Genomic DNA, 20,828 nt, shown 5'->3' with positions numbered 1-20,828 from the left:
GCTTAATACCGATATGGATTCCTGCAATGAGGCGCGCGATGAGCACAAATCCAGCGCTTGGATGAATTCTTTGACGAATTTCAACGCTTAATCGGGGCGATGGTGGTGCGGAGCACTCGCCTTGGTTCGTCAGCGTTCGCGGAACGCCGTCAGACGCGCGAGACGCCGTTTGCGTCTGGCCAGGGTTGCGGATTCCACTGCGTGAGCCGAACACAGCGCCATTAAGGCTTCGCAGAGAACATGCTGACGCCAGGCGAGCGTTCAATCATGCTCCCTATGTGCCGAAGTTCATTATTTGCTACGCGGATTTGTTCTGATGCCCTGCGGGCAATCAAACAATCTTTACTCAGCAGCTGATGCCATGAGGCTCCACTGTTTGTCTCCCCGCAAGGACGTGGCGACGACCGGCTATATTTGAGCTCAGACACCTTCGAATTCGATTCCGGCGATCAACAGCCGGGCAGCCAATTCGACGTCCTCTTTTCAGTGGCTGGTGATTACGCTGTGTTGTGCGGCATTCATCCCAAGATGAAGCTTGGCGTGCATGTCAAAAAGTAGCGCGCCTACAGAATTGAGGTATTGAAGATCACTGCATGCGACATAGTAGGCGAAGAGCGTAACCGTCAGCGCCGCACATAGGCCGGCCGGAGCGAGCCAGGGAGCGCGATAGTCGGCCTCACTCGGCTGGTTATCGGAAAGTATCGCGACCAGGACGACGATGATCGCCGAGTGCCCGATCAAATCAATCTTGCCGAATTCGAAGCACGCGCTGATGAACATTCCAAGCAGTATGGCAGCTGCAACGCGCCGGACCAGTGGCGTCCAAGCCAGGGCAAACGCGAGCGTGAATTCGACCATACCAGCGGCACGCATATAGAACTCACTGTCGAACCCAAGCGTCATGCCGGGGTGCTCGATCAGAAGTGGGAAGCTCCATTCCGGGTAGGCCCACTTTTCCACCGAGGCCCACATCAACGTGACGGCGGTTGCGTAGCGAACGACATCGAGCGGCGGAACGCCGAACAGATCTTTTTGCAAGCCAGTGAGCGCGAGGTAGGCCGCAAGGCCCAGAAAGATCGGATAATCAGCCAGCTGAAACGTTCCGTAGTCTCGAACGGCGAGCGCGAACAGCACGGCGATCCCCGCTGCGGAAAAGAGCATAGTGCGGCGCGATAGCAGGCCTGTGGCGATGGCGAGCTGCAAAGGCCCAACCATTGGCGAAGTCGTTTTCAATTCCGGAGTCAGCAAGATACCGCCCACCGCCCAAAGCGAGATGAAGAAAAATCCGCAGACAGCACGGATCATTTCCTCGGTGTTTAGCCAAAAAACTACCCCTCTTGGAAAAGCGCCCGCCTCTGACGATGTATTCAACTTAGCATAAGTTTTAAGGATATGACGGAGCCCGCATCCGACGGTTGTTCGCTGCGTAAATGGCGACACGCCAACAAGGATTTTGCGGCGAGACTATCGCAAGTCCCTTCAATTTTACCGATTTTGACGACGGGCCTTCAATGCAAGTGTCGTACTGAATGTAAGACAAAAACGGATGTCTGGAGTAGTCCATGTTCGGCGCGTTTCGTACGAAGAGAGTGCCCGTGGGCTCGGCGCTGGCCCGCACCGCAAAGCGGCTCACAGCATGCAGTGAAACCCTGGAGACGTGGGCGGGCGGTTTCCTCATCCTCGTGTTTGGCTTACTGGGAGCGGCATTGCCGCACTTTCCCTAAGAGCCTCCCCGACCGCGCGATCGGGGCGCCGGTCACCGCGCTAATTTGGGAAAAGGCGTATCCTTCGAGGATGCGGTGAGCGTCTGAAGAAAAGCGATCAAATCCGCTTTTTCGCTTTCCGTAAGAGATAGAGGCCTTATTGAAGGCGAGCGACTCGGACGGTCAATCCCACCCTTGTCATAGAGTTCGATGACCCCTTCGAGGGTCGCGACCGATCCATCATGCATGTAGGGAGCACGCCGCGCGACATCGCGCAATGTCGGCGTTTTGAATGCGTACCGCAGCTTTTGCGACGTCGGAAACAGCCGGCCGCGTCCAACGTCGTCGTTCTTTGCGACGCCAATATCGTGAAACGATCCGTCAGTAAAAGATGCTCCACCGTGGCAGTTTGAGCAATGGGCTTTGCCGTTGAAACTCTCAAACCCGCGTTTTGCCGCCGCGCTGATCGCTGTTTCGTCTCCCATGATCCATCGGTCGAATGGAGATTCGCCAGCAACGATGGTTCGTTCAAAAGTAGCCAAGGCGGCTTCGATCCTGGGTCGCGTGATCGCATCGTCCCCGAATGCGGCTGCGAATGCGTCAGTATAGGCCGGGATAGCGGAGAGACGCGCGATCAATTCTGATTCCGTCAAATTCATGTTGGCCCGGCCTGTGATCGGCCCGAGCGTGACGGCTTCGAGAGTCTTGAATTTGCCGTCCCACCCCAACGGTTCGGTGAACGCCACATCGATCAGGGTCGGCGCACGCAATGGCAGGCCCCTGGGATCCTCGCCGATCGCACGCGCAAGGCCATCCCCCCAGGAAAGCGACGGATTGTGGCATGTCGCGCAGGAACGGGTGCGGGACTTCGAGAGCAGCGCATCGAAGAAGAGTCTTTCCCCGAGAGCAGCTTTCGGCACCGTGTAGGGATTACGATCGGGAAAAGGGATCGCCGCCGGCCGACGATAGCTGGCGCGCGCCGTGGTATCGGCTGATGTCTCCGCCGCTACCGAGGCAAACGGCTGGCCCGGCGGAAAAAATGCCGCGAGCAAAGCTAAGCTGACCCAGACCCTCATCGGCTCCTCGACGATATATCGCCTTCTATATGGCCCCCCGGAAAAAAAGCCTTAATAGCAAGTATCGGGTACTGCCGATTTAGCGAACTCTCCTTCGGAAAACCTGTGCGCCTCCATGATTTGGGCGCGCCAACAATTGGTGCAGCGGATCCGTGTGAAGTTAAAATGGAAGCCTCGATGAGTTTCACTTCACAGCGCTCAACAAAACCGTAGGCTGGAGCTGCAGCGCGCTGATAGCGCCGCTGATTATGATCGCGCCCGACGATCGGAGTCTTTGTAGCCTCGGTCGCTAACATGCTACGCACGATGCGGATCCGGAACGCATTGAAACGCAACGGCGAGAGCGCACTCAGGACTGAACAAAAAGTCTTGGTTCGTCTTAGCCGGTCATCGCACTGCTCAACTGACGCTTTGCGAGGCCGCCTCTCAGGTTCAGGATCGTTGATGCTATTTCGGTAGCAGGGACCGGGCGGCTGAATAGGAATCCCTGCGCCTCGTTGCACCCTTCCGCTTTTATCTGATTCAACTGTTCAATCGTCTCGACCCCCTCCGCCGTTGTTGTTATGCCGAGACCTTTTCCGAGACTGGTAATGGCTCTTACGATTAATCTAGATCCATTTGTCGCTGTTGCGTCACGGACGAATGACTGATCGATTTTGAGCTTGTCAAACGGGAAGCTGCGCAGATAGCTTAGCGAGGAGTATCCAGTACCAAAATCATCTAAAGCGATGCTTAGCCCCTGCGCCTTCAACTTGTGCAGTGTTGCAATCGTCTCGGCGCTGTTTCCAAGGAGAACAGACTCCGTGATTTCCAATTCGAGCCTTTGCGGGGCCAGCGTTGAAGCATCAAGCGCGTTTGCGATAACCTCCGCAAATCTTGGATCGCGAATCTGAGTCGCCGAGACATTGACCGCAATCTTGAGCTCGCTCGGCCAACCGGCCGCCTGCTCGCAGGCGCGGTTGAGAACCCATTCACCCAGCGGAGTGATGAGACCAATGTCTTCTGCAATGGGAATGAATTGGTCAGGTGGCACCAGCCCACGCTTCGGATGAGGCCAGCGCAATAGTGCTTCGAAGCCGCTGATCCGGTCCATCCACAAGTCATAAATGGGTTGATAGAACAGAGTGAATTCGTCCTTGTCCATGGCCTCGCGAAGATCGAGTTCGAGCGCGCGGCGGCTCTGAAAACTTGCGTCCATCGCCGGTTCGACAAAGCGCCATGTTCCCCTGCCGCCCGCCTTGGACCGGTATAACGCCATGTCCGCATTTTTCAGGAGCATTTCGCGTGTCGTGCCGTCACCGGGCGCGAGTGCAATTCCGACGCTGCACCCGACGATGACGCGATGCCCATTTAGCTCATAAGGCGCTCCGATACATTCCACCACACGGCGGGCGAGACGTTCGGCATCTTCAGCGTTTTGGACATCAGATTGTATGATCGCAAACTCGTCGCCACCCAACCGGGCGACGGTATCAATCTCTCGGACGCACGCGCTCAATCGGTCGGCGACCGCGCAAAGCAGCCCATCACCGACCGGATGGCCAAGGTGTCATTGATCTGTTTGAAATTGTCCAGATCCAGGCAGAACACCGCAAAGCCAGAACCCCGGCCGGCCGCGGCGACGGCGTGTTCAATGCGCTCGGCGAACAATGAGCGATTAGGTAGTCGGGTCAGATCATCATGCCGCGCCATGAAGGTAATTTGAGATTGGGCTCTTTGTTGATCGGTCACATCTTCGCAACTGATGAGCCAGCCGCCGTCAGAAGTGAAGCGATGCCCAATAGAGACGACGGGTCCGTCGTTAAGGCGCTGGAGGTAGTTGCCGCGCTCGTGGTGAGCCAAACATTTCTCCCGCTCCGCCAGCAGATCGGCCACCGTCTGGCGCCCATGATTTCCAGCGGCAACACTCAAACCGAGTACTTCCTCGAAAGTCATGCCCGGAGCGACGAGCTCAGGCGAAAGATCAAAGATCTCACAGAAGCGTCGATTTACAACTTGCAGCCGTGCCTCACTATCGTAGAGGCAGAGACCATGAGACATGTGTGTCAGCGCCGCATCCAGTCTCAGATTCGTCGCATGCAACTCGGCTTTCTGACGCTTCAACCCGGTGATATCGCTATAAACGAGGATAACACCCCCCTCTTGGGTCGGGCTGCGGCTAACTCGCAGCCACCGTCCATCTGGGAGGCGGGCTTCGCCCGCCAATCCTTCGACGTCGTGAGAGACCTCTCGTTGAGTGATTTCCGCTCCGGTTGATTCATCGCTCGGCACCCGCTCGCCTCGAAAATCCGGATGAACAAGCTGCGAGGAGCAACCGATGAATTCGCTGGCTCGGGAATTGACCAATGCTATGTGCCCGTTCGCGTCCAGGAGCACGATGCCTTCTTGAGAATTTTCAAGCGCATCGGAAAGCCGCGCCTGCGCGGAGCGACGTTGCGCCACCTCTCGATCCGGTGGTGTGATGGGACGAGGCTACGTCTGCCATTGCCTTGCGACCAATATCGTGCGGCAGCGCAGCATGTCGCGACGACACTCCGGCCGCTTCGTCAGGACTCCTTTCAGACGTGACTGCTCGGCTTCCATGCGCTTCTTCACGCCGGAACGAATGAGAGAAGAAGCGCGGCCGGCAGATTGTGGGCACTCACGTTTTCGCTTATCTTTGGTTGCATATTTAATCCAGACAGGCAGGCTCGAGGAGTGTTGTCATGGGCGTATTTGATACTTTGGCCAAGCAACGCGGCGGCATTGAAAACACGACATTCAGTATGGACGCGATTGGAAGTCGGATTTGCAGTTCGTGGGATACAGTGGCTGCGCATCAGTTTGATGTGGTCATTATTGGAGCCGGCATGTTTGGCGCTTACTGTGCCGACAAGCTGTATCGGCGGGATGCCGACAATAAGATCAGAATTCTGGTGCTGGAGGCGGGCCCATTCTTTCTTTCAACCCATATCAACAACCTTCCTCTCGGCAACATGTCACAGGATGCTGTGTGGGCCCGCCCCTGGACGGGTGAGCCGCCCTTCGTGACAGAGGATGTTAATAACAAAAAAGCTTTGGCTTTCTGTGTAGGAGGCCGTTCGCTGTTCTGGGCGGGCTGGTCGCCGAAGTTAACGCCCGTTGATCTCGCGCAGTGGCCGGAAGATGTTCGGGATTCCTGAACAGCCCCGAGGGCTACGACCATACGGCAACTGAAATTGGCTCAAATCAAAAGACGGAATTCATTGAAGAGACAGACACCTACAAGACGTTGTACAAGGCATTTCAGACGGCCGAAGGAAAAGTCTTTGGCAAGGGCGGAAGCCGCATTGATCGCATCGAGCCGGCACCACTTGCCGTGATGGGCCGGCGGCCCACATCCGGCATTTTTACCTTCGATCAATACAGCAGCGTGACCTTTCTCATCGATGCGATCAATCAAGATGTAAATAACAACGCAAACACGCCATGGGACCGACGTTTGATGTTGCTTCCGCGCACGGAAGTCGTCGGCCTGACCCTTGATGACAAGAAACAAGCGGTAACGTCACTTGATCTGGAAGTAAGCGGAGATCGGAAGAGGCTTCGCCTCGCGCCCGGTGTTACCGTCGTCCTGGCCAACGGAACGGTCGAGGCTACTCGACTGGCTCTGGCGCATCTGGGGGTCGGCCAGCAAACCCAACCTCCCAAGGTAGGCAACTTCATGACGCATATGGGTAACAGCACCACGGTTCGAATTCGGCGCAAGGCACTCGGGCTCGGTCCGCCAAATCCGTCAGGGAACGACCTAGCTGCGTTCATGGCTCGCGGTGAACTACTTGGACGACGGTTTCATTACCAGATTGTCGCGGCCGCCCTTCGGCCCGAGAGCAGCAGCCCGTGGGATTTTGTGATGAGATTGATGCCGGACGTAGACCAGCTTGAGCGGTGGATAGGCGACCGTGACCAGGAGTGGATTTCGATCGTGTTTCGCGGGATCGGCGAAATGGAGGGCAATCGTCGCATAAAGCGACCGGATGAGTGGAAGAACTTTATCAGCCTCAAAGGGGATCTCGCTTACGCGAAGCTTGGCCCATCGCAGAGTGACACTCAGTTATGGGGGGCGCTCGACGAAGTGGCGATTGAGTTGGCCAAGCAACTTGCGGGAGACGCCGACAACATTCGGTACCCGGCAGAACCCAACCATAGCGACATTGGGACGATCTACCACGAGGGCGGCACCCTATTTATGGGCAATGCCGAAGAGTCGATAACGGACACGTACGGCAGGTTTCATCACCTTCCAAACGTCTACGTCGTCGGGCCTGCGGTGTTCCCGACTCTGGGCTCCGCAAATCCTTCACTCACTGGGCTCTCTCTGGCGCGCCGCACCGCCGACACCATTCTGCGGGCGCGCCGGACCACACCATCAACTTCCCAGGAGGAAATTCCTTCGGCGTGACATTGTCGAGGGAGGATGCGCGGCCGAGTGGCGGCTCTGCCGGCTGGCCATGAATCAATTGGGCAGCGCATGCAGATTGGCTGTACGCATCCGACGAGGCGGAGCTGCATCAGCTTCGGATGCGCATTCACCAAGGGGAGCGCCAGAAGGCAGCGCGGGGCGAACTGCGGCTGCCTCTGCCAGCGGGACTCGCCTACGATCGAGCGGGCATAATTCTTCCAAATCCCGATGAGGAGGTGCAGGCCCGTCTTCATCTCGTGTTTGCCAAATTCCGGGAACTGCAAAGCGCTCGCCGGAGTCGCGCAGTTCTCCGAACCGGATCGAAAGATCGACCCCCTCCTCCACTGGATCGACTATTCTGCGGTAAAGGTCACCACTAATCGCAAGGCTGGATAAGCTTTGGCTATATCGAGCAACAGAGGAAGCAGAACAAGCCTGCCAAAAGGCAGCTGGCATATCGATCCGTAACCTCCCGCTTGGTTTGCCATGCTTCGAGCTCAACGCGCGTTCAGCGTCGCCAGTTTCATCAAGGGCGTGAGCGCAACTGGCGAAGCACGCCTCACCGTCCGGCGTCAAACTGAGATGGCGGATGGTACGATAAAATAGCTCGATGCCCAGGCTGGGGCGGCGCCGACTTGCAGACGGCTGGGGCCGCCCGTGCGTCTTATATCGCAGCGCTCCAGGCGGCCGACAATCATGATCTCGGGCCGCTCATCGCTTTCGCACGATCATGAACTGGTCAAATCGTCACTCCGGCAAAACCTCGGCGAACTCTCGCATTGCAACGAAAAGCTCGTAACCGGATTTGTGCCAGAATGACTCGAAGGTAATCGCCTTGCCGTCCAGGTCAGCGGTCAAGGAAATGCCGCGCCAGGTGATCGGAAAATGCTCCGGCTTGTATCTTGAGAAAACCAAGCGGAAGTTGTGCGACACCGTATTTCGAATGGCGCGCGCGTAGTCGTACCAGTCCACATCGCGAAGCTTTTTGATCGCTTAGCAACTCGAACGGGACGCGAATGAAGGCATGAAGCTGGTTAAGTACAAAGTAGGTAGTGATCGAAAACCGCGACGCGTCTTGCTCAAGTAGCATTGCAAGATCGGAGTAAGGCGCCCACGTGTCGAGCACCTTCATCTGTAGGCCTCGCGCTTCTTCGACAGCACTTGGGTTATACTGAGCTCCGCCTTGAAGCCAATGGCTCGAGATGATGGCCAGCCGATAGGATCGGTCCTGCCCGGCGCAAACTCGTCGAGAATTTCCGATTTCATAAAGCGCATGACAACTCGGCTGACGATTGGCAGTATATTTGTGCCCCAATGACGCAGTGTCGGGCCTCGGCGGCTGCCCCTTTGCGCCAGGTGCACGCGGCAACATTGTTACCGAGGATCTCGTGTTCATGCTGGAGGCATGGGACTCTCCACCGGCATCGACCTCGATCGCCTGATGCAAACGCGCGAGATTCTCGCTCGCCATATCCCGGCAAAGCATCTGACGGGGCATCTGCATGAAACGGGCATTCCCAAGGTGCTGCGGAGGCCGGCATGACGGCGGCCGCGCCCGGGACCGCATCGGACCCGCGTCCGCTGGCCGGCCTTCGTGTCATCGAGTTCAGCCAGATGGTGATGGGGCCGAGTTGCGGCTTGATCCTCGCTGATCTCGGCGCCGACGTGATGAAGGTCGAGCCGCCCAAGGGGACCGCACCCGCTATTTCAAAGGTCCCGCCGCCGGCTTCTTCGCCACCTACAGCCGGAACAAGCGCAGTATCGCGCTGGATACGTCGACCGCGGAAGGCCGGGACATCGCACGCAGGCTGATCCAGAACAGCGACGTTCTGATCGAGAATTTCAGGCCGGGCTTGTTGAAGCGGATCGGTCTCGATTATGACACCGTCGCCGCCTTCGCGCCGCGCCTGATCTATTGCTCGCTCAAGGGCTATTTGCCTGGCCCTTACGAGAACCGCCTCGCGCTCGACGAGGTCGTGCAGATGATGGGTGGCCTCGCCTACATGACCGGCTCGCCCGACCGGCCGATGCGCGCCGGCGCCTCGGTCAACGATGTCATGGGCGGCATGTTCGGTGTGATCGCGATCCGGGCCGCGCTCGCCGAGCGGCAGCGGACCGGCCGAGGTCGCTATATCCAGAGCGCGCTCTACGAGAACAACGTCTTCCTGATGGCGCAGGCCATGATGTGCGAGGTGGTCAGCGGTCAGCCGTCGATCCCCTATTCGATCAAGGACAGCCCTTGGCCGGTCTACGACCTGTTCGACACCAGGGACGGCTCGAAGCTGTTCGTCACTATCGTGAGTGAAGAGCAGTGGGAGGCGTTCTGCCGTGCCTTCAATCGCGAATGCTGGCTTGCCGATCCGCGCTTTGCGACGAGCAACGACCGTGTCGATCAGCGCGATTGGCTGATCCCCGAAATCGTGAAGATATTCAGGCAATGGGACAAGGCCGATCTCGCCGCACGCCTCGACTTGCTTGACCTGCCCTACGCACCGGTGAACAAGCCCGGCGATCTCTTCGATGATCCGCATCTCAACCAGTCGGGCGGCCTGACCGACATTCGGCTGCCCGACGGCCGAACGGCAAGGACGCCGCTATTGCCGATTTCCATGGACGGCCGACGCCTGACCAACCGCTACGATCCGCCGCAGATCGGCGAGCAGACGAACGAGATCCTGAGCGAAATCGGCCTTTCTCCAAACAAAATCGAGACGCTGCGACAAGTAAGGACAATCAAAGTGGCGCCGTCCTGACCGATCGGCGCGATCAGAATAGAAGACAGGGACGAGCACATGAAATTTCACCAGGCGCTACGCGCTGATCGCGGGCTCCACATTGGCCGGCGCATCGCTGCTGCCGGGACGATTGCGCGCGGAGGCAAGCAGGTCTCGCTCGCCTTCGGACCGGTTTCGCCGGTCTACGCAATCGGCATGATCGCGGAGTTGAAGGGGTACTTCAAAGACGAAGGGCTCGACTCCAAGCTTATCACCAGCAATGCCGGCACGTTCGGTCGCCAGACACTGGCCGCAGGACAAGCGTTGTTCGCGCATGGAGATGCCAGCCATCCACTCCAGCTCAGCGCGCGTGGCAAGCCGTGCAAGATTCTGCTCGCCACCGAGATGATATGCTCCTATGCCAACATCATGGTCCGGCAGGACCTCTACCGAGAGCGGCATCAATTCCGTCGAGAAGCTCCCGAACTACAAGCGCGCAGATGGCGCCAAGCCGATCGTCGCCGCCACCGCACTGGGGTCAGGCACCTGGGTGTTCGGCACCTATGTGTTCGAGGTGCGCGGTCTCGGCCACAAGGTAAACTGGGTCGCCGGCGGCGGTCCCAACACGATGTTCCCATCGCTCCAGACCAAGCAGTTCGACGCCATCATGGCGCCGCCGAGCTGGATCGTCGAAGTCGAGAAGAAGGGTTTTGGCAGGACCGTCTACGACACCTCCAAGCCCGGCGTGTTCGAAAAGGATTTCAGCGGCACGCTACCCGTAGCCGCGGAGCTGCCGATGTATCGCGTAAACGGCGCCTTCGTGGCTAGGGCTGCCGCTGTCACAGGCGGCGGCCCCGCCCATGAGCGGACTAGTAAGCACGCCGTACTACTCGGGGCAGGACGGGCAGTCTCGGACAAACCGGTTGGCAAGCGCGAGCACTGCGGCTTCGTCGGTCTCGAGCGCGATCTTCTGAGCGAGCATCACGTCGCCGGCTACCGCGTTTGTTCGAGAACGAAACACCACCCGATCTTAGGCTGCATTTTTCATCAAGCTCCAAGACTATGGTGACCTGATGAATTTAATACCGTCGCCCGGTGTGCGCGAACAGAGCAGCGTCTCATCTGCAGTCGGATCAAATGCCCGTACGGGTTTAAGATCACCCGCCGCCGTCCGGTTGACAGCGATAATCCGCGGCCTGTCAGCTTGTTGAAGCGCGGCTCGGCCTAGCCAGACCCTTTAGGTCGCTTTGGTCAAAACAATGTCGACTGTCGCCTGTATGGTCCATCACGATCTGGATAGCCATGCAAGAGAACTTCGCAAGCCCTAGCCCTGACGCAGAAGAACCTCGCGGCGCACCTTAGGGTTCCTAGTCGCGGAGAAATTCGCCGTGTTTTCCGTTGGGCGGCCCGCCTGCAATCGGCGAGGCTCCGGCGTGTCGACTTAGAGTGGGTCCGCCATCGAGCCTGGTCAGCTCACAAGGGGCGTTATGCGGATCGTGACGGGGCGACTTGCTAGCATTGGTGTGGTGATTTCACTCTGCTGTTGGCAGGCGACGGACGCAACAGAACTCGCGGCAGGTCCCGCGGCCTCACTCGGATAGCGCGCTGGTGGGGAGAGGAAGCCCGGGCCAATACTGTCCGTCCTTGGTCGGCCGAGGTCCGAATATCGCCTGACCAACTCTTATGACATCGGCACCTTCCTCGATTGCTATCTCGAAGTCGCTTGTCATCCCCATTGAGAGGAGATCAAGTCGCGTCGATGTTCTATCGCGGAGTGCGTCTCGAAGCCCCCGCAGCAACTTGAAACATTCGCGAACCTTGTCCGCCTCTCCGCTCAGGACGGCGAGAGTCATCAAGCCGCGAGGGACAAGGGCTGGATAGTCGGACAGCCGAAGAACAAAATCCTCTACCTCGTTGGGCGGCAAACCGTATTTGCTCACCTCACCCGAGGTGTTGAATTGAACGAACACGTCGAGATGCCGGCCTTCGGCGCTCAGGCGGGCCTGGAGCGCTTCGGCCAATCTCAAGGTATCCAACGCATGAAACTCGTTCGCGAACTTGACCATCGATTTCACTTTGTTCGTCTGGAGGTGACCGATGACACTCCAGTTCAACGACAGGTCGGCCAAATCGCGGACCTTGCTCTCCGCCTCATGGACCTTGTTCTCGCCGAACTCGCAAAGGCCGAGTTCGGATGCGATACGGATAATTGCGGCGGGCACGGTCTTGCTGACAGGCAAAACACGAACTTCTGAGCGCCTGCGGCGAGCCCGCATACAAGCCCGATTTATGCGCTGCTCAAGCTCATCAAGATTGGCGCGCAATAACGAGCGCGGATCGTCCGTGAATCGGGCGCTATTCATCTGCGACATCGCGAATTCCTCGCTTCCACGTCCATGGTGTTTGACATGGCAAAGGCCAATGATTCGGTAGCACATAAAGCAGAGTCGAGTCCGGCTGGTTCGTCAGAACCTCTCCCATCGACGCATCATCCAGGCCGTATCCCCTCCTAGCGAGGATCCTAATCCCAGACAAGGTGCTCCGGATCTCGCGATCCGCCATCGCCCAACTCGCCGCTCTGGCTCAGGGAGGACAGCACGGAAAGTTCTGTGCTGCTCGGGAGAGACAATTCACGCCCCTCCATTCACGAGTAAGGCTCATATTCGTTCAAATCGGGGCAGTTCTGGTCTGACGATGAGCGCCTCACCATCAACGATGCAGAAACATGCGCTTGTCGGCAGGAACACCCACTACAATGGCGTCGAGAGCGGCCTTTATCGGTGCAGCCGTCACACCCGGACGACAATCGAGTATCTATGCGAGAGCCGCACTTCTTTCGGACGCAACATTTTCAGAAGCGGCCACCCCGATGGCAAAAAGGTCAGCAGCGCGCCGACCGCCGCTCCATACTGCACCGCATCGGCCTGCGCCATCACGCTCGTGCTGCAAATTGTTGGCAGGAGCTGGATGCGATCACCGAGTTTCGATAGGTTTCTCCGTGGAAAGCAGTTCGGGGATGTAGGCCGACAAAACGTGACCCGCCAGATCCGCCAAGGAGTTGGGCCAGCGGCGGTGTTTGACTCATACTTCCGACCCTTGAGATGGAGTGTGTAGTCAGTACGCTTTTGCGACGTCACCTGACCCGGGGCCTGCGTGTCCAGGGTCATCGCGATGTCGACTTCGCGCGTCGAGAGTGAATAAAGGCGCGGGAGGTAACAAGCTTGGTCCCAATGTGGAGTCGTGGATCCGAAGGCCGCGACTGTCATCTGACTGCTGTGCGCAAGTTGGAGATGGTCGACGGTGCCGAAGATGCTGGGAGCTGAGACGGCTTGCTTTTCGAGCGAACTAGCGGCGAATTCCGCAGAAGCACCGGGCGCGCACTCCATGTCCGACCCACATCCAGATGCTAAGGTTTGCGCTGCGTCGGTGGAACAAGGGTCGCGGAGTGCGCGACGCTCAAATCCCGGACCTGCACCGTCTCAAATCGCTGGGTTGGGCCCACGGCCTGAACAGGTGAATCGGTCGGCCGATCCGTGGTTTATAACGAAAAGATAGTTTATCGGTTTGGTTCTGAATTGCGCTACGGAGTTGGTAGTCCCAGTAGGACGTTGTCAATCAGTCGGGTCGAACCAACGTAGGCTGCGACACAGAGCGCCGCCGGAAACCGCAGGGGACTCTCGGCGCGCTTGAGCGTATCACCGTCGACAAGTTCAAGATATTGCAGCCGATCCACTGTCTCAAGTTGCCGCTCGGCGATCGCAATCAGCTTCTCCACCTCGCGCACTCCTGCGCGGAATTCTTCCGCCGCGGCGAACAGTCCACGACTGATGGCAACGGCTCGCCGACGTTCTTCCTTGCTGAGATACCGATTGCGGCTGCTCATCGCGAGCCCGTCCGGTTCCCGAACGGTTGGCACGGTGACGATCTTGATGGGAAGATTGAGATCTGTCGCCATGCGACGCACGACCGCGCATTGCTGAAAATCCTTTAGCCCGAAAAGCACGACGTCCGGATGCACCATGTTGAACAGCTTGCACACGACGGTCGCCACGCCCCGAAAATGCCCAGGCCTGAAAGCCCCGCAGAGTGGCTTCGCCAGTTCGCCCGGCTCGACGAAGGTCTCGAATTGAGCCGGATAGACTTCCTGTGCACCCGGCGCGAACACAATCTCAACACCGGCATCGCGGCACAATTTTTCATCGCGCACGAAATCGCGAGGATAGCTGCTGAGATCCTCGTTTGGTCCGAACTGAGACGGATTGACGAAAATGCTAACGACGGTGACATCGCATTGCGCTCGGCTCGCCTCGACCAGGGCCAGATGGCCATCGTGCAAATACCCCATTGTAGGCACTAACCCGACGCGTTTGCCCGCGCTGCAAGCCTTCGCTAGCTCACGACGAAGCTCAGCGACCGTGGTAATCGTCTGCATCGTTGCACCTTACATCAGGTTGGGTTGGGAGGAGCCCAGGTTGCGATAATGTCACTCAGGCTTTCAGGAAGCCGATAGCACTCCTGCGGCGCCGGGAACGCACCGGTGCGGACATCGGCAGCCCAGCGCGAGAGCGCCTCTTGTAACATCTGAAAACCATCTGCATAGGCGCGAACGAATTTGGGCCGATGACCTATGGTTAGCCCCAGCACGTCATGGAATACGAGCACTTGGCCCGAGCAGTCGGGCCCCGCGCCGATTCCGATGGTTGGTATCGATAGCGATTCGGTCGCTCGCTGGGCTAGCTCGGCCGGAATGCCTTCAAGCACCAACGCGAAGCATCCGGCCTCCTGCAGACGGTGAGCGTCATCAAGCAGCCGTAAAGCGTCATCGGCGTTCCGGCCCTGCACCTTGAATCCGCCCATGACATTGACGCTTTGCGGGGTGAGGCCGAGATGGCCCATGACAGGAATTTCGCTATCGACCAAGGCACGCACCATTTCCACGCGCTTGGCCCCGCCCTCGAGTTTCACGGCATCTGCGCCTCGCTGCAGGAACCCTCCAGCGTTACGTATCGTCTCCTCCGGACCAAGGTGAAAGCTAAGAAACGGCAGATCGGCCACGAGCAGAGCACGGGGCCTTGTGCGTGCAACAGCCTCCAGATGATGGTTCATCATTGCCATGCTGACCGGCAACGTGTTGTCGAATCCGAGACAGACATTGCCAACACTGTCGCCCACAAGAATGATGTCGACGACGGGGTCGGCGATGCCTGCCGTAACCGCATCATAGGCGGTGGTCATGGTGACACGCCGCCGCTCCTGCCTCCACCGCCGCAAGATTGGAATTGTGACCCGCTCAACTGACACTTCCGAAGCGTGGCTCATTTTTGATACGTTCCATCAACTAGGCGAACGGTAATCCGATGTTGCGAGCGACGCGGCTGAGTATTACGCGCATCCTGGGACCATGCTTTCGTATGGAGGACAAGAGAAAACTGTCAACAGTGAAAGGAAGAAAGAAACATATGTCTCCAAGGTCGCGACCGAGTGCACAAACATTCCAAATGGTCGCGCGACCACCAAGCAAGAATTTCCAAATTCAAATTGTCATGTGGAAGCACCTTGAGTCACGCCGCGCCTCAAGGCGCGCTGGGGCGGTCGGAGCCATTCCAGATGAGAGCGCACGGGACGACGCAGGGGGCGCTGATCTAGTCGTGCCGAAGCGCTGCGATTAGCTTATGGTCTTCCAGTGGCGGAAAGGTGAAGCTGTGGTCAGTCGGGGTCCGGGTCAGTGGTCCCGCGGACTCAGGTCATGCTGTCGACACCGCCTTGACGCTTCACCAGGAGTTCGGCCGTTTCCGCGGTTGTTGGCTCACGCCATTGCACGCTGCCCGCGGCACAAATGATCTCTTGGTCGAGCCGCATCAGCGCTTGGCGAGCGATGTCGGCGATGTCAGAGCGCAGGGTGCTGGCCTGCTTGGTTGCCGCCACCCTGCAAAGCAGGTCGAGGTCCGACCAACCCGCAAATGAATGACCCGCGATTGCGTTCTTCTTCACGTAGCCGAGGCCATTCTCCATCTTCTCTACGTGCGCGCCCGATACGTAGCGCGGGCGCGAGGACGGAAGCCCCAATGCTTCGCGAACGCAATGAGCTTGTTCTTAAATTGAACCGACCGACTCACTGCGTCATGGCGCACCACGAGCGCGCGTGGGTTACCGCACAAAAACGCCACCCATTCGTCGGCGCTGGCACCTACCGGATGTTGTAGTAGACGTGCGCTCTGCATGGCACCCGCGACTAATGCACGCGAGACTTCTTCTGACTTGTTATTTTTTGCATTTGTCGGCGCCTGGATAATGGTCTGGTGCTGCAGGTCGGCTGCGGCGCGCAAGCGATGACATCGATTGTGCAAGAACCGACCCAGATGCGTGGCCGGCGCTGTTCGCATGGCCGCTCAAGGCCAGTCGTCGAACATTTTGAGGCTCTTGCCTATACTGAGATAGATCGGGACTTAGCGGCACGTTGGGGATATTTCACAGGGCCGTGCAGTGTCGTGCTTGGCGTATTCGAACGTTCGATGGATTGCTGAATGTCCTTCAGTGCGGACTAGGGCTTGCAACATACTATGCCCCACCAACCCTAAGCCTCTTTCAGCAAGAGCAACGGCCCGATCAACCTGCGGCCGATCAAACCGCCTCCTCACCGCTCCGCCGATCGGTTGACCGCAGCCAACCATATTCGCACTTGCTGTTTTCTATTTTCCTTCCACAGCCCTTACACGACGATCTACAATCGCTTCATCGCTGGGCAAGCGAGGACGAGGGTGCGCAACTTCGAAGCGCTGGCCACGCCTGGCGAAGATGGGGTTGTGCTGTCGCTCGATTCGACCTCGATTAAAGCTCACCGGTGTGCCTCCGGCGGAAAAGGGGGAGCACAATCAAGCAATCGGCCGCTCGCGTGCAGGCCGTACGAGGAACCTCCATACGCTGAGCGATTCCTTTGCCGGCCAGTGGTCCTGCATCTGACGGCAGGCCAGGATGCCGATATCGCAGCGGCTCCCGATGTGCTGGCGCTCGCGCCACCTATGAGTGCGCTCCTCGCCGCAAAGGGTACGACGGCGACAAGCTTCGCGGCGAAATCATTCGTCGCGGCGCGAAACCCGTAATCCCCAATAAATCTAACCGTGTTGCCATCCAGCGCTTCAACAAATGCGCCTACAAAGGCCGAAACGTCTCGAACACTGCTTTTGCAGGCTCAAGGACTTCCGGCGCATCGCCCCGCGGTGCGACAAGCTCGGCCGGAATTTCTTGGCCGCTGCGCATCTTGCCGCTCTCGTCGCATATTGGCTCGATTGAATTTGGATCCTAGTCTTCTTGAGCGCGGCGGCCCCTTGAATTTCTTCTGGGTCCGGAATTTGACGGCGGCCAGCCCAAGCGGAGCCCTTCAGTCGTCACCGCCAGGCTCGAGTGCATCAGGATGCCGCAACCGTGTGCGAGCTCAGGCAGCCCGCCTTGTCCCCGGCCGCTGTTTATGCTCTTCGTGATTCGGATCGGTCGGAGTTCTATCTTTGATAGCTGAACTCGGTCGTATCATCGAGCACTAGAACCGGACCGCCGGCGGCAATCGTGCGCTCACGCGCCGATTGAAAGTGGCCCGCCAGAATGTCCGCTTCGCTGACCCGGTCATTAGAGAAGAAGCGATAAGCTGCCTTGGTATTCGCCCAATTGGCAGACGAGCGGAATACTTTGTCCGATGGCGCTTCCAATCTGCGTGAGCAGCGGAATCTGTCGCCGAGCCGCGCGTCCCTAAACTGGCATCCACTAGTCTCTCGATCAATCCAACATTCACCGCCTAAAAATCGCAAACGGCCTTTTGCCGATCGATCCCTCAATGTGAGCCCCATAGAGCACCCCCTCGCGCATCAGGTGCTCAGCAAGGAACACAAGTGATTCTTCAAGATTTTGCTGATCAGCGGATCAGCTCAAGCGGAGAAAGTTATGGGTAATTGAAAGCCGGTCAACCGCGCCAGTCGCGGCGCTCCGTGCCATGCCTGGCACACCAAAATAGGCCCCTGGCCATAGGCCAAGGCCTTATCCACCTTTTTGAACGATAGATCAATATTTGAGAAGAATCGGGCCGCCAAACTGATAGTTGAGCCGTGCAGTCATAAGATCGAGATCCTGGCGGATGCGGTCGACCCCACCAGCGGGCTCGGTGGAGCCGACCATGGTTGGCCGCATGAACAGGTGTGCGTACTCGAATCCAATCGAGGTGCGAAGCCGTACTCGAAACCGGCTGCCAACGCGGCGCCCCAAAGAACGTGCTTGCTTTCTCCACCTAAGTCGCCCGTCGTCCAGATGACCCGAAACGTATTGCTCGTCACCGCGGCGCCACCTTTGGCGTAAAGTAGTACGTTGTCGAAGGCATAACCGATCTGCCCCGTTACCAGGCCGAACGCATCAATCTTGGTCTGGTTGATATCCAAAAAAGCCACGCTGGGATTCCAACCAGTCAAATGAGCCCAGTTCCCCTGGCCTTCAACACCAAGCACGATCGGGCCCGTCTGCCATCGATAGCCGATCTGCCCGCCCACGCTTCCGCCGGTGGCATCATGGCAGCCCTCAGGCTTGCCACCATCGGAATCTCAGCAATTCGAGCTTGAACCAAAGCCGCCGTTCATACCGACGTTGTAGCCGCTCCAGTCGTAGATTGCAGCCGCGACGGGCCGCGGGGCATTAATGTAGAGAGGCTTGGCCGGCTGCGCAGCCAGATCCGCGCCGAATGCGGGCACCAACGCGCCAAGCCCCACAATGCTCACAGTCGCAAGCAACAAGTTCTTCATTTCTACTCTCATCTCTTCAGTGCCCCGAGCCTCATGCGTCTTAACCACGTCCGCGCGAATTGCTGTGACTGCATCGCAACATTTGCGCTGAAAGAAATGCGTGAACCGAACGCTGCGTCAGGTTGCGGTGCAGATCATCTCCAACAGAGTCGCAATCCACCTTCGCGTGCGAGCATAGATTGCGGCCGCTGATTTCAGCGGAGTAAGCGCACGCAAGTCAGATCGTCGCAAGCCACACCGCAAGTGAGAAGAGTGAAGCGGTTTGCAAAACTCTTGCTCTTGTCCCGTGCCGCCACTAAAGACCCCGTTACGACCATGCTCGTGTTGCACCCACCGGCTCCGAGAGATCAGATGAAGTCTATTCGATTGAATCAATGTCCTGCAGATGCTGACCCGTTCGTCGCAGATGCCGCTGTGTCCCACGGTCGACAGAGCATGCGAAACACAACCTCCGCCCTCGGCGGATGAAGGATGCGGCCCGAAGGATTTTGCTTATTGGTTGAGCGAGCCGTTCTCCACCCGAGGCTTCCTACCACACCGCCAATGCCCAGATCGCCGATAATGCTTGCCGACCGGTGGTGGCCAGCGGCCGCGGTGTGTTCATCTTCTGAGCTGAAGTTCTGAGTCGATAAAGGACAGCGAGCATGTTCGTTTCATTCTTCCCTCGACCAAAGTTGTTCTTTGCGTCGTCAATTCTTTGGACGGCGTTGGCGATGGCGTTTTGGTATGTATTTGCCGGCAATCTCTTTCAAGCCCCGGAGAAGCCGGTCGGGCTTGCGACGTTCTGGTCGGCCTCGGCGCTGTGGTTTGATCTCTATTTTGCGCTGGCCGTTACGGTGTTCGCGGCGGCATGGATGTTATTTGCCCCCCATCCCTGGGCGACGTGGTCCATTCTTGGTTCGGCGCTGATCCTGTTCACCTCTTACTTTCAGGTCCAGGTCTCGGTCGCGATCAACAGCTGGTATCGACCGTTCTACGACATGATCCAGGCTGCGCTTTCGAAGTCGGCGCCGGTCACAGTTGAGCAGTTCTACAACGAATTGTCGACCTTTGCCGGTATCGCGCTCGTGGCCGTCGTGGTCGGCGTGATGACGCGATTCTTCGTCAGCCACTACATCTTCCGCTGGCGCACAGCGATGAACGATTTTTATGTCGCCAACTGGCCGCGGCTGCGCACGATCGAAGGCGCCTCCCAGCGCATCCAGGAAGACACGATGCGCTTCGCCAGCACCATGGAAGGTCTAGGCGTCAACCTCATCAGCGCGGTGCTGACATTGGTGGCCTTCCTGCCGGTTCTGGTGAGGTTGTCCAGTAACCCACCGAGCTGCCTCTGTTCGGCTCGATTTCCTATCCGCTGGTGTTCGCCGCGGTGATCTGGTCGATCCTGGGCACCGGCGTTCTCGCGCTTATCGGCATCCGCCTGCCCGGAATTGAATTTTTCAACCAGCGGGTCGAAGCGGCCTATCGCAAGGAGCTCGTGCTCGGCGAGGATGATACGGCGCGTGCCAATGCGCCGACATTGAGCGTGCTGTTTAGCGACATTCGCAGGAATTACTTCCGGCTCTATCTGAACTTCATGTACTTCAATATCGGCCGGATCGTCTATCTGCAGACTGACGTCATCTTTCCTTATCTGCTGCTTGCGCCCACAATCATCGCGGGCAGGATCACCCTCGGCGCGATGAACCAGATCCTCAACGCGTTCACGCAAGTACGAACCTCGTTTCAGTATCTCGTCAACTCCTGGAGCACGATCGTCGAACTGATCTCGATCTGTCAGCGGCTGCGGAGCTTTGAGGCAAAGATCCACGGTGGGCCACTGCCGTCGATCGAGACACAAAAGGAGCCAGCCTCATGATTGGCGTAGCTGCAGGAGTTGACGAAACCCGGCCCTTGAGCCGCTTGCCGCACACCCTACCCGACGCCCCCACACTGCGGTCATCGCGTCCTTGATCGTAGCCCCATATCAACGCTTGTGCTCTCGCGGTGCCTCGACCGGCCTCGGTCCAACTGTTGCGCGTGCCCGAATTGCACGCACCGCATACTTGCGATGCCAGCCGGTCGTCGCGCATATCGCATCGAGATGCGCTTCTTTTCCGCCCGCGTGGCCGACCGGCAACGATCCCTTTCGGCCGACA

The 20,828-nt window shown here is 58.2% G+C and carries 13 protein-coding genes and 7 pseudogenes; 7 read left to right on the top strand and 13 right to left on the bottom strand.

Features of this window, described 5'->3' with window-relative positions:
- Positions 1 to 563: 563 nt before the first annotated feature.
- The 4 genes and pseudogenes from BRA471DRAFT_RS07510 to BRA471DRAFT_RS40235 form a co-directional block, all read right to left on the bottom strand.
- Positions 564 to 1,320 (bottom strand): annotated as a pseudogene (locus BRA471DRAFT_RS07510) (hypothetical protein); the annotation flags it as partial.
- 436 nt (positions 1,321 to 1,756) lie between these two features.
- Positions 1,757 to 2,779, bottom strand: a complete 1,023-nt coding sequence (locus tag BRA471DRAFT_RS07505; protein ID WP_007605908.1) for a cytochrome-c peroxidase — start codon at positions 2,777 to 2,779, stop codon at positions 1,757 to 1,759.
- Positions 2,780 to 3,161: 382 nt separating this feature from the next.
- A pseudogene (locus tag BRA471DRAFT_RS40240) lies at positions 3,162 to 4,805 on the bottom strand (PAS-domain containing protein); the annotation flags it as partial.
- Positions 4,806 to 4,918: 113 nt separating this feature from the next.
- A pseudogene (locus BRA471DRAFT_RS40235) lies at positions 4,919 to 5,155 on the bottom strand (hypothetical protein); the annotation flags it as partial.
- 329 nt (positions 5,156 to 5,484) lie between these two features.
- Here BRA471DRAFT_RS40235 and BRA471DRAFT_RS07495 point away from each other — a divergent pair.
- Together BRA471DRAFT_RS07495 and BRA471DRAFT_RS07490 are read left to right on the top strand one after the other, a co-directional pair.
- Positions 5,485 to 5,940 carry a hypothetical protein gene (locus BRA471DRAFT_RS07495; protein WP_007605907.1) on the top strand — a complete coding sequence of 152 codons (456 nt, stop codon included), beginning with the start codon at positions 5,485 to 5,487 and terminating at the stop codon, positions 5,938 to 5,940.
- Complete coding sequence (locus tag BRA471DRAFT_RS07490) at positions 5,913 to 7,199, top strand: GMC oxidoreductase (RefSeq protein ID WP_007605906.1); 1,287 nt, start codon at positions 5,913 to 5,915, stop codon at positions 7,197 to 7,199. Before BRA471DRAFT_RS07495 ends, BRA471DRAFT_RS07490 begins: the two co-directional genes overlap by 28 nt.
- A 747-nt stretch (positions 7,200 to 7,946) precedes the next feature.
- Here BRA471DRAFT_RS07490 and BRA471DRAFT_RS07485 read toward each other — a convergent pair.
- Complete coding sequence (locus BRA471DRAFT_RS07485; RefSeq protein WP_035973652.1) at positions 7,947 to 8,171, bottom strand: hypothetical protein; 225 nt, start codon at positions 8,169 to 8,171, stop codon at positions 7,947 to 7,949.
- A 433-nt stretch (positions 8,172 to 8,604) separates the two neighbouring features.
- Between BRA471DRAFT_RS07485 and BRA471DRAFT_RS40230 the strand changes: the two genes are divergently transcribed.
- The 3 genes and pseudogenes from BRA471DRAFT_RS40230 (at position 8,605) to BRA471DRAFT_RS07475 (ending at position 10,741) form a co-directional block, all read left to right on the top strand.
- A complete protein-coding gene (locus BRA471DRAFT_RS40230; RefSeq protein ID WP_198287867.1) occupies positions 8,605 to 8,742 on the top strand; it encodes a hypothetical protein in 138 nt (45 codons plus the stop codon).
- Positions 8,739 to 9,952 (top strand): annotated as a pseudogene (locus tag BRA471DRAFT_RS07480) (CaiB/BaiF CoA transferase family protein). Before BRA471DRAFT_RS40230 ends, BRA471DRAFT_RS07480 begins: the two are co-directional and overlap by 4 nt.
- A 189-nt stretch (positions 9,953 to 10,141) precedes the next feature.
- Positions 10,142 to 10,741, top strand: a complete 600-nt coding sequence (locus BRA471DRAFT_RS07475; protein ID WP_341850308.1) for an ABC transporter substrate-binding protein — start codon at positions 10,142 to 10,144, stop codon at positions 10,739 to 10,741.
- Positions 10,742 to 11,502: 761 nt separating this feature from the next.
- Here the strand turns inward: BRA471DRAFT_RS07475 and BRA471DRAFT_RS07470 are convergent.
- From BRA471DRAFT_RS07470 to BRA471DRAFT_RS38730, 6 genes are all read right to left on the bottom strand, one after another.
- Positions 11,503 to 12,285, bottom strand: a complete 783-nt coding sequence (locus BRA471DRAFT_RS07470; RefSeq protein WP_007605903.1) for a YggS family pyridoxal phosphate-dependent enzyme — start codon at positions 12,283 to 12,285, stop codon at positions 11,503 to 11,505.
- Positions 12,286 to 12,702: 417 nt separating this feature from the next.
- Complete coding sequence (locus BRA471DRAFT_RS38045; RefSeq protein WP_157234005.1) at positions 12,703 to 12,846, bottom strand: hypothetical protein; 144 nt, start codon at positions 12,844 to 12,846, stop codon at positions 12,703 to 12,705.
- Between the two features lie 647 nt (positions 12,847 to 13,493).
- Positions 13,494 to 14,345, bottom strand: a complete 852-nt coding sequence (panC, locus tag BRA471DRAFT_RS07460; protein WP_007605901.1) for a pantoate--beta-alanine ligase — start codon at positions 14,343 to 14,345, stop codon at positions 13,494 to 13,496.
- A 14-nt stretch (positions 14,346 to 14,359) separates the two neighbouring features.
- A complete protein-coding gene (panB, locus tag BRA471DRAFT_RS07455) occupies positions 14,360 to 15,232 on the bottom strand; it encodes a 3-methyl-2-oxobutanoate hydroxymethyltransferase (protein ID WP_007605900.1) in 873 nt (290 codons plus the stop codon).
- 420 nt (positions 15,233 to 15,652) lie between these two features.
- The gene (locus tag BRA471DRAFT_RS38735) at positions 15,653 to 15,925 is read right to left on the bottom strand and encodes a phosphoribosyl-dephospho-CoA transferase MdcG domain-containing protein (RefSeq protein WP_035973649.1); all 273 of its coding nucleotides are present in this window, start codon (positions 15,923 to 15,925) and stop codon (positions 15,653 to 15,655) included.
- Between the two features lie 5 nt (positions 15,926 to 15,930).
- Positions 15,931 to 16,239: a hypothetical protein gene (locus BRA471DRAFT_RS38730; RefSeq protein WP_198287866.1), complete on the bottom strand. Its 309-nt coding sequence runs from the start codon at positions 16,237 to 16,239 to the stop codon at positions 15,931 to 15,933.
- 375 nt (positions 16,240 to 16,614) lie between these two features.
- Here BRA471DRAFT_RS38730 and BRA471DRAFT_RS36425 point away from each other — a divergent pair.
- A pseudogene (locus tag BRA471DRAFT_RS36425) lies at positions 16,615 to 17,203 on the top strand (IS5 family transposase); the annotation flags it as partial.
- Positions 17,204 to 17,409: 206 nt separating this feature from the next.
- Here the strand turns inward: BRA471DRAFT_RS36425 and BRA471DRAFT_RS40225 are convergent.
- On the bottom strand, positions 17,410 to 17,751 hold the full coding sequence (locus BRA471DRAFT_RS40225; RefSeq protein ID WP_007605899.1) for a transposase DNA-binding-containing protein: 342 nt from the start codon (positions 17,749 to 17,751) through the stop codon (positions 17,410 to 17,412).
- 211 nt (positions 17,752 to 17,962) lie between these two features.
- A pseudogene (locus BRA471DRAFT_RS07445) lies at positions 17,963 to 18,690 on the bottom strand (outer membrane protein).
- A 644-nt stretch (positions 18,691 to 19,334) separates the two neighbouring features.
- Between BRA471DRAFT_RS07445 and sbmA the strand changes: the two are divergent.
- Positions 19,335 to 20,548: pseudogene (gene sbmA, locus BRA471DRAFT_RS07440) on the top strand (peptide antibiotic transporter SbmA).
- The last annotated feature ends 280 nt before the right edge of the window (positions 20,549 to 20,828 follow it).

This window comes from Bradyrhizobium sp. WSM471, from assembly GCF_000244915.1.
GTDB lineage: Bacteria > Pseudomonadota > Alphaproteobacteria > Rhizobiales > Xanthobacteraceae > Bradyrhizobium.
This window is presented reverse-complemented; position numbering and strand designations above follow the sequence as displayed.

Coding starts and splice junctions, on each gene's coding strand:
- BRA471DRAFT_RS07505 (WP_007605908.1), bottom strand. CDS start 2,779: ATGAGGGTCTGGGTCAGCTTAGCTTTGCTCGCGGCATTTTTTCCGCCG.
- BRA471DRAFT_RS07495 (WP_007605907.1), top strand. CDS start 5,485: ATGGGCGTATTTGATACTTTGGCCAAGCAACGCGGCGGCATTGAAAAC.
- BRA471DRAFT_RS40230 (WP_198287867.1), top strand. CDS start 8,605: ATGGGACTCTCCACCGGCATCGACCTCGATCGCCTGATGCAAACGCGC.
- BRA471DRAFT_RS07470 (WP_007605903.1), bottom strand. CDS start 12,285: ATGTCGCAGATGAATAGCGCCCGATTCACGGACGATCCGCGCTCGTTA.
- BRA471DRAFT_RS38045 (WP_157234005.1), bottom strand. CDS start 12,846: ATGGCGCAGGCCGATGCGGTGCAGTATGGAGCGGCGGTCGGCGCGCTG.
- panC (WP_007605901.1), bottom strand. CDS start 14,345: ATGCAGACGATTACCACGGTCGCTGAGCTTCGTCGTGAGCTAGCGAAG.
- panB (WP_007605900.1), bottom strand. CDS start 15,232: ATGAGCCACGCTTCGGAAGTGTCAGTTGAGCGGGTCACAATTCCAATC.
- BRA471DRAFT_RS38735 (WP_035973649.1), bottom strand. CDS start 15,925: ATGGAGAATGGCCTCGGCTACGTGAAGAAGAACGCAATCGCGGGTCAT.
- BRA471DRAFT_RS40225 (WP_007605899.1), bottom strand. CDS start 17,751: ATGGGGCTCACATTGAGGGATCGATCGGCAAAAGGCCGTTTGCGATTT.